At 70.8% G+C, this 15,170-nt stretch carries 13 protein-coding genes; 9 read left to right on the top strand and 4 right to left on the bottom strand.

The annotated features are described in order from the left end of the window. Positions 1–126 precede the first annotated feature (126 nt). A complete protein-coding gene (locus ACZ6ZI_RS13430; protein ID WP_363057398.1) occupies positions 127–1,086 on the top strand; it encodes a bifunctional riboflavin kinase/FAD synthetase in 960 nt (319 codons plus the stop codon). Positions 1,087–1,155: 69 nt separating this feature from the next. On the opposite strand, the gene ACZ6ZI_RS13425 is transcribed toward ACZ6ZI_RS13430, so the two are convergent. Both ACZ6ZI_RS13425 and ACZ6ZI_RS13420 read right to left on the bottom strand, forming a co-directional pair. After that, on the bottom strand, positions 1,156–3,234 hold the full coding sequence (locus tag ACZ6ZI_RS13425) for an SCO5717 family growth-regulating ATPase (protein ID WP_469519634.1): 2,079 nt from the start codon (positions 3,232–3,234) through the stop codon (positions 1,156–1,158). A gap of 523 nt (positions 3,235–3,757) precedes the next feature. After that, a complete protein-coding gene (locus ACZ6ZI_RS13420; RefSeq protein ID WP_266573624.1) occupies positions 3,758–3,991 on the bottom strand; it encodes a DUF397 domain-containing protein in 234 nt (77 codons plus the stop codon). Between the two features lie 535 nt (positions 3,992–4,526). Here ACZ6ZI_RS13420 and rpsO point away from each other — a divergent pair. From rpsO to ACZ6ZI_RS13395, 5 genes are all read left to right on the top strand, one after another. Beyond that, entirely contained in the window at positions 4,527–4,814 is a 288-nt protein-coding gene (rpsO, locus tag ACZ6ZI_RS13415; protein ID WP_030227598.1) for a 30S ribosomal protein S15, read from the top strand. A 286-nt stretch (positions 4,815–5,100) separates the two neighbouring features. Beyond that, the gene (locus tag ACZ6ZI_RS13410; protein WP_469520546.1) at positions 5,101–7,320 is read left to right on the top strand and encodes a polyribonucleotide nucleotidyltransferase; all 2,220 of its coding nucleotides are present in this window, start codon (positions 5,101–5,103) and stop codon (positions 7,318–7,320) included. Continuing rightward, a complete protein-coding gene (locus ACZ6ZI_RS13405; protein WP_469519631.1) occupies positions 7,317–8,696 on the top strand; it encodes a M16 family metallopeptidase in 1,380 nt (459 codons plus the stop codon). The genes ACZ6ZI_RS13410 and ACZ6ZI_RS13405 overlap by 4 nt, the downstream gene beginning before the upstream one ends. Positions 8,697–8,739: 43 nt before the next feature. Continuing rightward, complete coding sequence (gene dapB / locus ACZ6ZI_RS13400) at positions 8,740–9,492, top strand: 4-hydroxy-tetrahydrodipicolinate reductase (RefSeq protein ID WP_469519628.1); 753 nt, start codon at positions 8,740–8,742, stop codon at positions 9,490–9,492. 13 nt (positions 9,493–9,505) lie between these two features. Then, positions 9,506–9,958 carry a tetratricopeptide repeat protein gene (locus ACZ6ZI_RS13395; protein ID WP_363057389.1) on the top strand — a complete coding sequence of 151 codons (453 nt, stop codon included), beginning with the start codon at positions 9,506–9,508 and terminating at the stop codon, positions 9,956–9,958. A gap of 66 nt (positions 9,959–10,024) precedes the next feature. Here ACZ6ZI_RS13395 and ACZ6ZI_RS13390 read toward each other — a convergent pair whose 3' ends face one another. Together ACZ6ZI_RS13390 and ACZ6ZI_RS13385 are read right to left on the bottom strand one after the other, a co-directional pair. Beyond that, complete coding sequence (locus ACZ6ZI_RS13390) at positions 10,025–10,585, bottom strand: hypothetical protein (protein ID WP_363057387.1); 561 nt, start codon at positions 10,583–10,585, stop codon at positions 10,025–10,027. 47 nt (positions 10,586–10,632) lie between these two features. Continuing rightward, positions 10,633–10,872: a hypothetical protein gene (locus ACZ6ZI_RS13385; protein WP_363057385.1), complete on the bottom strand. Its 240-nt coding sequence runs from the start codon at positions 10,870–10,872 to the stop codon at positions 10,633–10,635. Positions 10,873–11,112: 240 nt separating this feature from the next. Between ACZ6ZI_RS13385 and thyX the strand changes: the two genes are divergently transcribed. From thyX to ACZ6ZI_RS13370, 3 genes are all read left to right on the top strand, one after another. After that, positions 11,113–11,853 carry an FAD-dependent thymidylate synthase gene (thyX, locus tag ACZ6ZI_RS13380; RefSeq protein ID WP_469519622.1) on the top strand — a complete coding sequence of 247 codons (741 nt, stop codon included), beginning with the start codon at positions 11,113–11,115 and terminating at the stop codon, positions 11,851–11,853. Between the two features lie 227 nt (positions 11,854–12,080). Then, the gene (gene dapA / locus ACZ6ZI_RS13375; protein WP_363057381.1) at positions 12,081–12,980 is read left to right on the top strand and encodes a 4-hydroxy-tetrahydrodipicolinate synthase; all 900 of its coding nucleotides are present in this window, start codon (positions 12,081–12,083) and stop codon (positions 12,978–12,980) included. Positions 12,981–13,095: 115 nt separating this feature from the next. Then, a complete protein-coding gene (locus ACZ6ZI_RS13370) occupies positions 13,096–14,781 on the top strand; it encodes a ribonuclease J (protein ID WP_363057379.1) in 1,686 nt (561 codons plus the stop codon). Positions 14,782–15,170 lie beyond the last annotated feature (389 nt).

The following is a 15,170-nucleotide window of genomic DNA, read 5'->3' as shown; positions in this document are numbered from 1 at the left end:
GGATGTAGAAGCCGCGTAGGGATGCCAGATGCCGATGCGGGGCACCGGGCACCGGCATGGCAGTCTTAGACCTGCAATCGGCAATCGGTACAGGGACTACACGGGTTCGGGCGAGGAGCGGTCACAGTGCAGCGCTGGCGTGGCTTGGAGGACATCCCCCAGGACTGGGGACGCAGCGTCGTCACCATCGGCTCCTACGACGGTGTGCACCGGGGACACCAGCTGATCATCGGCCGGGCCGTGGCCAAGGCCCGCGAGCTCGGCGTCCCCTCGGTCGTCGTCACCTTCAGCCCGCACCCGAGCGAGGTCGTGCGCCCCGGCAGCCACCCGCCGATCCTGGCCCCGTACGACCGCCGTGCCGAACTCATGGCCGGCCTCGGCGTCGACGCGCTGCTGATCCTGCCCTTCACGGCGGAGTTCTCGCAGCTCTCCCCGGCCGACTTCATCGTCAAGGTGCTCGTCGACAAGCTGCACGCCCGCGCCGTGATCGAGGGCCCCAACTTCCGCTTCGGCCACCGGGCCGCGGGCAACGTCGACTTCCTGCGCGAACTGGGCGGCACCTACGACTACGAGGTCGAGGTCGTGGACCTGGTCGAACGGGGCGCGGCGGGCGGCGGAGTGCCGTTCTCCTCCACCCTGGCGCGCAGGCTCGTCTCCGAGGGCGACATGGAGGGCGCCGCCGAGATCCTGGGCCGCCCCCACCGGGTCGAGGGCGTCGTGGTGCGCGGCGCGCAGCGCGGGCGCGAGCTCGGCTACCCGACCGCCAACGTGGAGACGGCGCCGCACACCGCGATCCCGGCCGACGGGGTCTACGCCGGCTGGCTGACGGCGGGCGGCGAGCGGATGCCGGCGGCGATCTCCGTCGGCACGAACGTGCAGTTCGACGCCACCGAGCGGACCGTCGAGGCGTACGCCATCGACCGCGTCGGCCTGGACCTGTACGGCCTGCACGTGGCCGTCGACTTCCTCTCCTACGTGCGCGGCATGGCGAAGTTCGAGTCGCTCGACGGCCTGCTGGAGGCCATCGCGGACGACGTCAAGCGCGCCCGGGTGCTGACCGAGGCCTACGACTCCGCCGAGCGCTGAGCGGGGCCGCCCACGCGTGAGGGCCCGTACCGTCTCGGACGGTACGGGCCCTCACGCGTACGGGGCGGGTCAGCCCAGGCGCGGATCGCGCGGCGGCTGACCGGGCTGAGCGGGCGGCTGTGCCCCCGGCTGCTGCCAGGGCTGACCGGCCTGCGGGTAGGGCTGCCCGCCGTACGGCGCCTGCGGCTGCGGCGGCTGGTAGTACGGACCCGACTGCGCGCCCGGCTGCTGGGCCGGCTGCGCCTGCGGCGGGACGCCCCAGTTCGCCTGCGCGGCCTGCTGCTGCGCGCGGCCGAAGTCCTCGGCGACCATCGCGGAGAGGGTGAAGTACGCCTCCCGGGTCTTGGGCCGCATCATGTCGAGGTCCAGCTCGGCGCCGGCCGCGAGGTGCTCGTCGAAGGGCACGACGACGACGCCGCGGCACCGGGTCTCGAAGTGCGCCACGATGTCCTCGACCTTGATCATCTTGCTGGTCTCGCGGACGCCGGAGATCACCGTGAGGGAGCGCGAGACGAGCTCCGCATAACCGTGGGCGGAGAGCCAGTCGAGCGTGGTGCTCGCGCTGCTGGCACCGTCCACCGAAGGGGTCGAGATGATGATCAGCTGATCGGCGAGGTCCAGCACCCCGCGCATGGCGGAGTACAGCAGACCCGTACCGGAATCGGTGAGGACGATCGGGTACTGCCGGCCCACCGTGTCGATGACGCGCCGGTAGTCCTCGTCGTTGAAGGTCGTCGAGACGGCCGGGTCCACGTCGTTGGCGATGATCTCCAGGCCGGAGGGGGCCTGCGAGGTGAACCGCCTGATGTCCATGTACGAGTTCAGGTACGGGATCGCCTGGACCAGGTCGCGGATCGTCGCACCGGTCTCGCGGCGGACGCGGCGACCGAGGGTGCCGGCGTCCGGGTTCGCGTCGATCGCCAGGATCTTGTCCTGCCGCTCGGTGGCGAGCGTCGCCCCCAGGGCGGTGGTGGTCGTCGTCTTGCCGACGCCGCCCTTCAGGCTGATCACCGCGATCCGGTAGCAGGACATCACCGGCGTGCGGATCAGCTCCAGCTTGCGCTGCCGGTCGGCCTCGGCGGCCCTGCCGCCGAAACGGAAGCCGGAACGCGCCGCCTTCGGCTTCGGCTTGGCGCGCAGCAACCGGTCGGAGGACAACTCGACGGCGGCGGTGTACCCGAGCGGGGCGCCCGGTGCCGGACCGGGCTGCTGCGCGGCCCCGCCGGGCCACTGCGCGGCGGCGTGCGGATCGGCGGTCGGCGCGGGGAAGCCGTACCCCTGGGGCGGGGCCGGCGGCGCGGCCTGCGGTACCGGGGCGGCCGGGGGCTGCTCCGGTACCGCGGCGGCCGGGAACCCGTACCCCTGGGGCGGCTGAGGCGCCGCGGTCTGCTGCGGGGGCACGGGCGGGAAGCCGTAGCCCTGCGGGGCCTGGTGCCGCTCCGCGGCGGCCGGCGGGAAGCCGTAGCCCTGGGGAGCCTGCGGCGCCGGGGCCTGCTGCGCGGGCACGGGCGGGAACCCGTGGCCCTGGGGCGGTACGGAGGAGGGGAACGCGGCCGGCAGCGGCGGCAGTTCACCGCCGGGAGCGGGCTGCGCCGGCGCGACGGGCGCGTCGTACGGGACGCGGTCCACGGGCTCGGCCCCGGCCGCCACGGGCTCGGCGAAGGCGGCGGGCACGCTGTCCCGCGGCTCCGCGTCCGGGGCGGGCCCCGGCACGGGCGCCTGCGCGACGGGCTCGTCCACCACGACGGCGGGCGGCGCGGCGGCCGGCACGGCGTCCACCGGCGCGGCCGGGGGAGCGGCCGGCACCTCGGCCGGGTCCGGAGTCCCGAACGGCGCGGCAGCGGGCGGTACGGCGTCGGCCGGAACCGCCGCCGGAGGCGCGGTCGGAGCCGGAGGAGCCAGGGGCGCGAACCGCATCGTCGGCGGCGACACCACGTCCGCCGGGAGGGCCGGTTCGAATCCGCTGCCTGCCGGCAGGCCCGGAACCCCCGGAACCCCGGGAACGGGCGTCACCGGGGCGTCCTGCGAGTACCAGGCCGGCGGGGTGTAGGGGATGGTGAACTCGCCCGTCGCCTCGGGCACCGCGTCGGACTGATCGTCCGTCGGGACGTCCCGCGTCCCGCCGCTCTCGTTCCGATCGCCGCTCACTGGTCCTCCTGGTCTGTCGAACATCGGTCAGGCGCCCAACTCGACGCCGCGCCCACGCTCAGCCTAATCGCGCCCCGCCTCCGAAGGCCCCCGAGGTCACACGCCTGTGACCCGCCCACCCGCCCCGCTCCCGGGCGGCCGTCAGCACCCCACCGCCACAACGGGGTTGGTCGGATCCGGCGTGTCGCGCCCGGTGGCGCCCCGCACCCCCCGCGGTCCACCGCCCGCCCCGAGCCGCCCCCGTACGGGATCACACAGCGTGATCATCGCGCCCCCGCGTCCCCGCCCCCACACCCGCACACCCCCCACCACCGCGCACCCTTCCACGACGAACCCGGGCCGCCCCCGCGGCCGTCCGCCGTCACCCCGTCCAACTCCCCGTGCGCCGAGCCCGGTTCCACCCGCCGAGCCCGTCACCCGTACGTGTCCGCCGGGGCCGCGCCCCGCCGACGCGAAGGGGGACGCGCCCACCCCGGGCGCGTCCCCCTTCGCGTGCTCCCGGGACCCCCGGGAGCGCCGTGCCTCAGGTGAGGTCGAATTCCCCGTCCCGGGCACCGAGCACGAAGGCCTCCCACTCGGCGGCCGTGTACCGCAGCACCGTCTCCCGGTCCAGCGAGGACCGCATGGCCACCGCGCCCTCGGGCAGCTTGGCGATCTCGACGCGCTCTTCGTCCGGGCTGGTCCCGGGCGGGCCCTGCCATTCGACGCCGCTGATGTCGAGCGCGTACAGCTCGTCCTTCTCCTGCTGGGTGCCCATGTGCGGCCCTTCCGTCGGTCGTGCGGCGCTGCCAGGTCTCTCCGCAGCCGATTATGTGCGCAACGCATCCGTCGCGGGCCGCTTTCGCCCGGATCCCCGCGACCCGGGCTCCCGAGGCCCCGGCTCCGGCTCCCGAGGCCCCGGCTCCGGCTCCCGCGCCCGCTTCCCCGCGCGTTCCCGCGCCCGCCTTCCCCGCCCGCCCCCGCCGGCGCTCCGGCACACCGCGGGGAAAATCGCTTGTGGCCCCCCGCCCGACCCTGCGACCCTTCAGGGGCAGCACGCTCGACCTCCCCGAGGCCGTCGTACCGCTCGACCGCGCCACCGGCGGCGCACCCGATCCCGACGATCGGGCTCTCACCAGTCGAGACGGCGGGACCCGGTAGCCTGGTACGCTGTGTGACGGCCGTTTGTGTACGCGCCCCCGGAATCCTCTGGAGGCTGCGCTCAGCGGACCCCGCCTCCCGAGTTACGGAAGATCCCCAGAGAATTCGACCTGGGGCGCTCGGTGGCCACGAAGACCAAACGAGGAGTAAGCGTGCCGCTCGACGCCGCTACGAAGAAGCAGATCATCGCAGAGTTCGGTGCCAAGGAGGGCGACACCGGCTCTCCCGAGGTCCAGGTCGCGATGCTGTCCCGCCGCATCTCGGACCTGACCGAGCACCTCAAGGCCCACAAGCACGACCACCACTCCCGTCGTGGTCTGCTGATCCTGGTCGGCCAGCGTCGCCGCCTGCTGCAGTACCTGGCCAAGAAGGACATCCAGCGCTTCCGTACGCTGGTCGAGCGCCTCGGCATCCGCCGCGGTGCGGCCGGCGCCAAGTAAGCACGCTGTGAAGGGAGCGGTTCCCACACCGATGGGGCCGCTCCCTTTGCTGTACGTGCGCGACCTACCGGACGCTTTGTAGTCTGGAACACAGCGCACAACCGAAGAGGAGGAGCGCCCTCCCTACGCCGCCGGTCCTCGGTAGTGGCATCCGGAAATCCCCGCGACGGGGATCGGAACCGGGTGCTTCGATCGAAGACCGGCCCGCACGCCAGGAGCGCTTCTCCACCACCGTCGGTCACCACACGGGTGACGGACGGAGACGACGAATATGGAGAAAACGCTAGTGGAGAACGAGACCCACTACGCCGAGGCCGTTATCGACAACGGTTCCTTCGGCACCCGCACCATCCGCTTCGAGACGGGCCGTCTGGCCCGCCAGGCCGCCGGCTCGGCCGTCGCCTACCTGGACGACGACACGATGGTGCTCTCCGCGACCACCGCGTCGAAGAGGCCCAAGGACCAGCTCGACTTCTTCCCCCTCACGGTGGACGTCGAGGAGCGCCAGTACGCCGCCGGCAAGATCCCCGGCTCCTTCTTCCGTCGCGAGGGCCGCCCCTCCGAGGACGCGATCCTCACCTGCCGCCTGATCGACCGCCCGCTGCGCCCGTCCTTCAAGAAGGGCCTGCGCAACGAGATCCAGGTCGTCGCCACGGTCATGGCGCTCAACCCCGACCACCTGTACGACGTCATCGCGATCAACGCCGCGTCCGCGTCCACCCAGCTGGCCGGCCTGCCCTTCTCCGGCCCGATCGGCGGCGTCCGCGTCGCGCTGATCCGCGGCCAGTGGGTCGCCTTCCCGACGCACACCGAGCTCGAGGACGCCGTCTTCGACATGGTCGTCGCGGGCCGCGTCCTGGAGGACGGCGACGTCGCGATCATGATGGTCGAGGCCGAGGCCACCGAGCAGACCATCGCCCTGGTCAAGGGCGGCGCCGAGGCGCCGACCGAGGAGATCGTGGCCGCCGGCCTCGACGCCTCGAAGCCCTTCATCAAGGTCCTCTGCAAGGCCCAGGCCGACCTGGCCGCCAAGGCCGCCAAGCCCGAGGGCGAGTTCCCGGTCTTCCTGGACTACCAGGACGACGTGTACGAGGCCCTCGCGGCCGCCGTCAAGGGCGAGCTCTCCCAGGCGCTGACCATCGCGGGCAAGCAGGACCGCGAGGCCGAGCTGGACCGCGTCAAGGAGATCGCCGCCGAGAAGCTCCTCCCGGCCTTCGAGGGTCGCGAGAAGGAGATCTCCGCCGCCTACCGCAGCCTGACCAAGGCCCTGGTGCGCGAGCGCGTCATCAAGGACAAGGTCCGCATCGACGGCCGCGGCCTGACGGACATCCGTACCCTCGCCGCCGAGGTCGAGGCCATCCCGCGCGTGCACGGCTCGGCGCTGTTCGAGCGTGGCGAGACCCAGATCCTGGGCGTCACCACCCTCAACATGCTCCGCATGGAGCAGCAGCTGGACACCCTCTCTCCGGTGACCCGCAAGCGCTACATGCACAACTACAACTTCCCGCCGTACTCCGTCGGCGAGACCGGCCGCGTCGGTTCCCCGAAGCGCCGCGAGATCGGCCACGGCGCGCTCGCCGAGCGCGCGATCGTGCCCGTCCTGCCGACGCGCGAGGAGTTCCCCTACGCGATCCGCCAGGTGTCCGAGGCCCTCGGCTCCAACGGTTCGACGTCCATGGGCTCGGTCTGCGCCTCCACCATGTCGCTGCTGAACGCCGGTGTGCCCCTCAAGGCCCCCGTCGCCGGTATCGCCATGGGCCTGATCTCCCAGGAGATCGACGGCAAGACGCACTACGTCGCCCTCACCGACATCCTCGGTGCGGAGGACGCCTTCGGCGACATGGACTTCAAGGTCGCCGGCACCAAGGAGTTCGTCACCGCGCTCCAGCTCGACACCAAGCTCGACGGCATCCCGGCCTCCGTCCTGGCCGCGGCCCTGACCCAGGCCCGCGACGCCCGCCTCCACATCCTCGACGTGATGATGGAAGCGATCGACACGCCGGACGAGATGTCCCCCAACGCCCCGCGGATCATCACCGTCAAGATCCCCGTGGACAAGATCGGTGAGGTCATCGGCCCCAAGGGCAAGATGATCAACCAGATCCAGGAGGACACCGGCGCCGAGATCACGATCGAGGACGACGGCACCATCTACATCGGTGCCGCCGACGGCCCGGCCGCCGAGGCCGCCCGCTCCACGATCAACGCGATCGCCAACCCGACCATGCCGGAGGTCGGCGAGCGTTACCTGGGTACGGTCGTCAAGACCACCACCTTCGGTGCCTTCGTCTCCCTCATGCCCGGCAAGGACGGCCTGCTGCACATCTCGCAGATCCGCAAGCTCGCCGGTGGCAAGCGCGTGGAGAACGTCGAGGACGTGCTCGCGGTGGGCACCAAGGTGCAGGTCGAGATCGCCGAGATCGACCAGCGCGGCAAGCTCTCCCTGGTCCCCGTGATCGAGGGCGAGGACGCCGCCGAGGCCGACAAGGACGACTCCGACAAGTGACGTCGCGTAGTTCCCGTGTGACGGCCCGCCCCTCTTCGGAGGGGCGGGCCGTCGCCCGTACCCAAACTCTCCTCAAGGGCGAGGGCGGCATCGGCACCGTCCGCCGCACCACCCTGCCGGGCGGACTGCGCGTCGTGACCGAGACGCTCCCCTCCGTCCGCTCCGCCACCTTCGGCATCTGGGCCAACGTGGGCTCCCGCGACGAGACGCCAAGTCTCGGCGGCGCCACCCACTACCTGGAGCACCTCCTCTTCAAGGGCACCGCCAGGCGCAGCGCCCTCGACATCTCCTCCGCCATCGACGCGGTCGGCGGCGAGATGAACGCCTTCACGGCGAAGGAGTACACCTGCTACTACGCCCGGGTCCTCGACACCGACCTGCCGCTGGCCATCGACGTCGTCTGTGACATGCTCACCGGCTCGCTGATCCGCGAGGAGGACGTCGACGCCGAGCGCGGCGTGATCCTCGAAGAGATCGCGATGACGGAGGACGACCCGGGGGACATGGTCCACGACCTGTTCGCCCAGACCATGTACGGGGACTCGCCGCTCGGCCGCCCCGTCCTCGGCACGGTCGAGACGATCAACGCCCTCGGCGCCGACCGGATCCGCCGCTTCTGGAAGAAGCACTACGACCCCACCCGCCTGGTCGTCGCCGCCGCCGGCAACGTCGACCACGCCAAGGTCGTACGCCAGGTCCGTGCGGCCTTCGACCGGGCCGGCGCGCTGAAGCACACCGACGCCGTCCCCGTCGGCCCCCGCTCCGGCAGCAAGCGGATCCGCACCGCCGGCCGCGTCGACCTCGTCGGCCGCAAGACCGAGCAGGCCCACGTCGTCCTCGGCATGCCCGGCATCTCCCGCGTCGACGAGCGCCGCTGGGCCCTCGGCGTGCTGAACACCGCCCTCGGCGGCGGCATGTCCTCCCGCCTCTTCCAGGAGGTCCGCGAGAAGCGCGGCCTGGCCTACAGCGTGTACTCGTACACCTCGGCCTTCGCCGACACCGGCCTGTTCGGCGTCTACGCCGGCTGCCGGCCCAGCCAGGTCCACGACGTGCTGCGGATCTGCCGCGACGAGCTGGACAAGGTCGCCGCGGACGGTCTCGGCGAGGAGGAGATCCGGCGCGCCATCGGCCAGCTCTCCGGCTCCACGGTCCTCGGCCTGGAGGACACCGGCGCGATCATGAACCGCATCGGCAAGAGCGAGTTGTGCTGGGGCGACCAGATGTCGGTCGACGACATGCTGGCCCGCATCGCCGCGGTCACCCCGGACGAGGTCCACGCGGTCGCGCAGGATGTACTGGCCCAGCGGCCCTCGCTCGCGGTGATCGGCCCGCTCAAGGAGAAGCAGGCCGCCCGCCTCGACGAAGCGGTCGCCTAGTTCGGTACAGAGTGAAGTCCGTACCCGGTTATAAGGACACAGTATGAGCAAGCTGCGCGTGGCAGTCCTCGGCGCTCAGGGCCGCATCGGCTCCGAGGCCGTCAAGGCCGTCGAGGCCGCTGAGGACATGGAGCTGGTGGCGGCCCTCGGCCGCGGTGACAAGCTGGAGACGCTGGTCGAGGCCGGCGCCCAGGTCGCGGTCGAGCTGACCACCCCCGCCTCCGTGATGGGCAACCTCGACTTCCTCGTCCGGCACGGCGTCCACGCCGTGGTCGGCACCACCGGCTGGACCGAGGACCGCCTCGCCCAGCTCGACACCTGGCTGGCCGGCTCCCCGGAGACCGGGGTGCTCATCGCCCCGAACTTCTCCATCGGCGCCGTCCTCACCATGAAGTTCGCGGCCCAGGCCGCGCGGTACTTCGAGTCCGTCGAGGTCGTCGAGCTGCACCACCCGCACAAGGTCGACGCCCCCTCCGGCACGGCCACCCGTACGGCGCAGCTCATCGCCGCGGCCCGCGCCGAGGCCGGCCTCGGCGCGCAGCCCGACGCCACCGCCACGGCCCTCGACGGGGCCCGCGGCGCCGACGTCGACGGGGTCCCCGTGCACGCCGTCCGCCTGCGCGGGCTCCTGGCCCACCAGGAGGTCCTGCTGGGCAGCGAGGGCGAGACCCTGACCATCCGTCACGACTCCCTGCACCACAGCAGCTTCATGCCGGGCATCCTGCTGGGTGCGCGGCGCGTGACGCGGACCCCGGGCCTCACCTTCGGCCTGGAAAACTTCCTCGACCTGAGCTGACGGACCCACCACCATGCGCGCGAAGATCACGTACTTCCTCACGGCGGCCGTCCTGGTCGTCTACTTCGTCCTCGTCGGCAGCCGCGGCCTGATGCTGATCCAACAGGGCACCTGGCTCACCGTCACCTTCGGTGTCGCCGTGCTGATCCTGCCGGTCATCGGCGTCTGGTTCCTGTGGATGAACACCCGCTTCGTCACCAGGGCCAACCAGCTCGCGGTCGAGCTGGAGGCCGAGGGCGGCCTGCCTGTCGACGAACTGGAACGGGACGCGTACGGGCGGATCCTGCGGGACTCCGCCGACGAGGTCTTCGCGCGCCGCAAGGCCGAGACCGAGGACGCGCCGGGGGACTGGCGCAGCTGGTTCCGCCTCGCCGTCGCCTACCACGACGCCCGCGACACCCCGCGGGCGCGCAAGGCCATGCAACGGGCCATCGCCCTGCACGACGGAAGGCCCGTACGGGTCTGATCCCCGTACGGGCCTCCGTGCTCGATCCGACCGGACCGGCTCACCGGACCGGCTCACCGGACCGGCTCAGGCGGGTACCACCGGCCGGTACTCCCGGGCCCAGGCCTCCAGCGACCCCGCGGCCCGGTCGAAGGCCTCGCCGCGGGCCAGGAAGTCGGCGCTGTGGTCGGTCAGCAGCACCGGCGGTTCCGCGCCGTCACGCCGGTCCAGGGTCAGGGCCTGCCCCTGGACGGTCCGCGGCAGCCCCAGCCAGCGCACCGGCTGCTGGACCGTACGGATCGCGGAGACCTCGTTCCAACGGATCGACCGCGTCGTGAAGAAACCGACGCGACGCAGGCCCGAGGGGCTCACCCACACGCCCGCGCGCAGGATCCGCAGGGCCGTACCGATCACGAGCAGCGAGGCGGCCAGCGCGATCGCCGCGCCGCCCCACGTTCCGGCGAAGGCGATGATCACCGTGGCCAGCAGCATGAACGCGGCCAGCAGGAGCAGCACGGACGCGCCGGCCACCCGCCAGGGTCCCGGTCGGTAGGGACGACGCCAGCGCTCCGGATCCGCGTGCGGGAGGGCTTCGTCCTCGTCGTGTGCGTCGAATACGCCGTCGGCCGTCAAAAAGGGCAGGGGCACGGCTGGACCTCACTCACATGCACGTTCGATTGGGCTGTGCCGTGAGGCTATCGCCCTTCGGACGCCTGTGACTGCTGGGCCTTGTCGGGCGCGTGGTACGGCTGCAGCGCGGGCATGCCGAAGAGCAGCGAGCCGACGAGCCCCGCCACCACGGTCAGTCCGACCAGACTACGGGCGGCGATCTGGGGCAGGCTCAGACTCTCGCGCGGCGGCGGGGTGACGTTGCTGCGGAAACGGTCGGCCTCGGCGACGAAGGCGAACGGGACGGGTTCGCGCCGGCGGAACATCAGGAGCGACTCTCCTCACGGTTCGGGCCCCGCCAGTGCGGGGCGGAAGGGACGTTCTTCTCCTTGTAGGACGTACGAACACCCCGATCGGTGCCGTGATTCGGGACATCGGCCGAAATTCGTGGCGCTCCGTCAGCCGCCCGCGGGTGCCGCCCGCCGGCGGGCGCCTGTCCGGGAGGCCGCGGCCCGAGCCGTAGAGTGGGCCCGCCCCCCGGTAAGACCCGTTCGGAAGGACCCCGTGTGAGCGAGACCGCCGCTTCAGACCTGAAACCCGGCTTCCGCAGTGACGTGACGGTGGAGCTCGTGAAGCACTCCGCCGCCGACTCGGACGTGCTGTGGGCCGCCCGTGTCTCCACGGCCGGCGAGCAGTCCCTGGAGGAGCTCCAGAAGGACCCGGAGCGCTCCAAGGGCCTCATCAACTACCTGATGCGCGACCGTCACGGCAGCCCCTTCGAGCACAACTCGATGACCTTCTTCATCAGCGCCCCGATCTTCGTGTTCCGCGAGTTCATGCGCCACCGCGTGGGCTGGTCCTACAACGAGGAATCGGGTCGCTACAGGGAGCTCGAGCCGGTCTTCTACGTGCCCGACGCCGAGCGCAAGCTCGTCCAGGAGGGTCGTCCGGGCAAGTACGTGTTCGTCGAAGGCACCGAGGCGCAGCAGGAACTGACGGGTCGGGTCATGGAGGACTCGTACCGCCAGGCCTACGAGGCCTACCAGGAGATGCTGGCGGCGGGCGTGGCCCGCGAGGTCGCCCGTTCGGTCCTGCCGGTCGGCCTCTTCTCCTCGATGTACGCCACCTGCAACGCGCGCTCGCTCATGCACTTCCTCGGTCTGCGCACCCAGCACGAGCTGGCGAAGGTCCCGTCCTTCCCGCAGCGGGAGATCGAGATGGTCGGCGAGAAGATGGAGCAGCACTGGGCGAAGCTCATGCCGCTGACCTACGCGGCCTTCAACGGCAACGGGCGCGTTGCCCCGTAAGGTCTGATACACGCGTGGCGTACGGATGTGCTGAGAGAAGTCCCAAGTGTCCGTATTGCGGCGTTTCGTAAAGTTCATCTAGGCTGATCAAACGGACCCGGCACTGCTTGAACCCCCGAGCAGGCAGTGCCGGGATCCAACACCCTCCCGGCCGCCGCCGGGAGGGATCACCGGTAGACGTCCCCCGAGGGGACACCGCGAGCATGGCAGCGAGTAGCGTGTTACCCATGGCTCCGATCTCGACTCCGCAGACCCCCTTCGGGCGGGTCCTCACCGCCATGATCACGCCGTTTACGGCGGATGGCGCACTTGACCTCGACGGCGCGCAGCGGCTCGCCGTCCACCTGGTGGACGCAGGCAACGACGGCCTGATCATCAACGGCACCACCGGTGAGTCGCCCACGACCACCGACGCGGAGAAAAACGACCTCGTACGAGCCGTACTCGAAGCGGTCGGAGACCGTGCCCACGTCGTGGCCGGCATCGGCACCAACGACACCCGGCACACCCTCGAACTGGCCCGCCAGGCGGAGCGCACCGGCGCCCACGGCCTGCTCGCCGTCACCCCGTACTACAGCAAGCCCCCGCAGGAGGGCCTCTACCGGCACTTCACGGCCATCGCGGACGCCACCGAGCTCCCGGTGATGCTCTACGACATCCCCGGCCGCAGCGGCGTCCCGATCAACACCGAAACCCTGGTGCGGCTCGCCGAGCACCCCCGCATCGTCGCGAACAAGGACGCCAAGGGCGACCTCGGCCGCGCCAGCTGGGCCATCGCGCAGAGCGGCCTGGCCTGGTACTCCGGCGACGACATGCTGAACCTGCCCCTCCTGTCGGTCGGCGCGGTCGGCTTCGTCTCCGTGGTCGGCCACGTCGTGAGCCCCGAGCTGAAGGCCATGCTCGACGCCCACCTGGCCGGCGACGTCCAGAAGGCCACCGAGATCCACCAGAAGCTGCTCCCGGTCTTCACGGGCATGTTCCGCACCCAGGGCGTGATGACCACCAAGGGCGCCCTGAACCTCCAGGGCCTTCCCGCCGGCCCGCTGCGCCTGCCCCTCGTCGGCCTGACCGACGAAGAGACGGCACAGCTCAAGATCGATCTTGCCGCGGGCGGGGTACAGCTCTGACAACAGACTTCACAACTGAATAAGCAAGAACGAGACAGACGAAAGCAAGTGCACGAATGACATGCGCGCCGCGTGCCTCCAGGGGCACGTGGCGCGCGTGGTGAAGGAGAAACTTTTGAGCCATCCGCACCCTGAACTCGGCCCGCCCCCGAAGCTCCCCAAGGGTGGCCTCCGGGTCACCCCCCTGGGCGGCCTCGGCGAGATCGGCCGCAACATGACCGTCTTCGAGTTCGACGGTCGTCTGCTGATCGTCGACTGTGGCGTCCTCTTCCCCGAAGAGGAGCAGCCGGGCATCGACCTGATCCTCCCGGACTTCACGTCCATCCGGGACCGCCTCGACGACATCGAGGGCATCGTCCTCACCCACGGTCACGAGGACCACATCGGCGCCGTCCCCTACCTCCTCCGGGAGAAGCCGGACATCCCGCTGATCGGCTCCAAGCTGACGCTGGCGCTCATCGAGGCCAAGCTCCAGGAGCACCGCATCCGCCCCTACACCCTCGAGGTGAAGGAAGGCGAGCGCGAAAACCTGGGCCCCTTCGACTGCGAGTTCATCGCGGTCAACCACTCCATCCCGGACGCGCTCGCGGTGGCCATCCGCACCGGCGCCGGCCTGGTCGTCGCCACCGGCGACTTCAAGATGGACCAGCTCCCGCTGGACAACCGCCTCACCGACCTGCACGCGTTCGCCCGCCTGAGCGAGGAGGGCATCGACCTCCTCCTCTCGGACTCCACGAACGCCGAGGTCCCGGGCTTCGTCCCGCCGGAGCGCGACATCTCGAACGCCATCCGCGGCGTCTTCGCGAGCGCCCAGAAGCGGATCATCGTGGCCTCGTTCGCGAGCCACGTGCACCGCATCCAGCAGATCCTGGACGCCGCCCACGAGTACGGCCGTCGCGTCGCCTTCGTCGGCCGCTCCATGGTCCGCAACATGGGCATCGCCCGTGACCTGGGCTACCTGCGCGTCCCGGCCGGCCTGATCGTCGACGTCAAGACCCTCGACGACCTGCCGGACGACGAGGTCGTGCTGGTCTGCACGGGTTCCCAGGGCGAGCCGATGGCGGCCCTGTCCCGCATGGCCAACCGCGACCACCAGATCCGGATCGTCCCCGGCGACACCGTGATCCTGGCGTCGTCCCTGATCCCGGGCAACGAGAACGCGGTCTACCGCGTGATCAACGGCCTGACCCGCTGGGGTGCCAACGTCGTCCACAAGGGCAACGCCAAGGTGCACGTCTCCGGGCACGCCTCCGCCGGCGAGCTGCTGTACTTCTACAACATCTGCAAGCCGCGGAACCTGATGCCGGTCCACGGCGAATGGCGCCACCTGCGCGCCAACGCCGAGCTCGGTGCCATGACGGGCGTCCCCAAGGACCGCATCGTCATCGCCGAGGACGGCGTGGTCGTCGACCTCATCGACGGCAAGGCCCGCATCTCCGGCAAGGTCCAGGCCGGCTACGTGTACGTGGACGGCCTCTCGGTCGGCGACGTCACCGAAGCCTCCCTCAAGGACCGCCGCATCCTCGGTGACGAGGGCATCATCTCGGTGTTCGTCGTCGTGGACAGCACCACCGGCAAGGTGATCAGCGGCCCGAACATCCAGGCCCGCGGCTCCGGCATCGAGGACTCGGCCTTCGCCGCGATCCTGCCGAAGATCGAGGAAGCCATCGCCCGCGCCGCGGCCGACGGCGTGGCCGAGCCCCACCAGATCCAGCAGCTCATCCGCCGCACCGTCGGCAAGTGGGTCTCCGACGGCTACCGCCGCCGGCCGATGATCCTCCCGGTCGTCGTCGAGGTCTGACCTCGGCATTCGTGACGACTCACCGGAGCGGTGCCCCCCGATTTGCATCGGGGGCCACCGCTCCAGTACGTTTACGTCTCCACCTCGCACCGAATCAGGGCACACACCTGTGCCGGGACCGGCTTGCGAGCGGGTGGGAATCCAGACCTGGGAAACCTGATAAAGTCTGATCCGCCCGAAAGGGAAAGGCCCTCCGAAGGCCATTGGAATTCCGATCCAGCCAGAAACGGCACGGAAAAGAATCTGATAGAGTCGGAACCGCCGGAAAGGGAAAACGCGAAAGCGCAGAACCTGGAAAGCACCGAGGAAATCGGGCCCGAAAGAGTCTGATAGAGTCGGAAACGCAAGAACACAGAACGAAAGCCCGGAGGAAAGCCCGAGAGGGTGAG

Source organism: Streptomyces sp. NPDC103540 (assembly GCF_055584445.1).
This window is presented reverse-complemented; position numbering and strand designations above follow the sequence as displayed.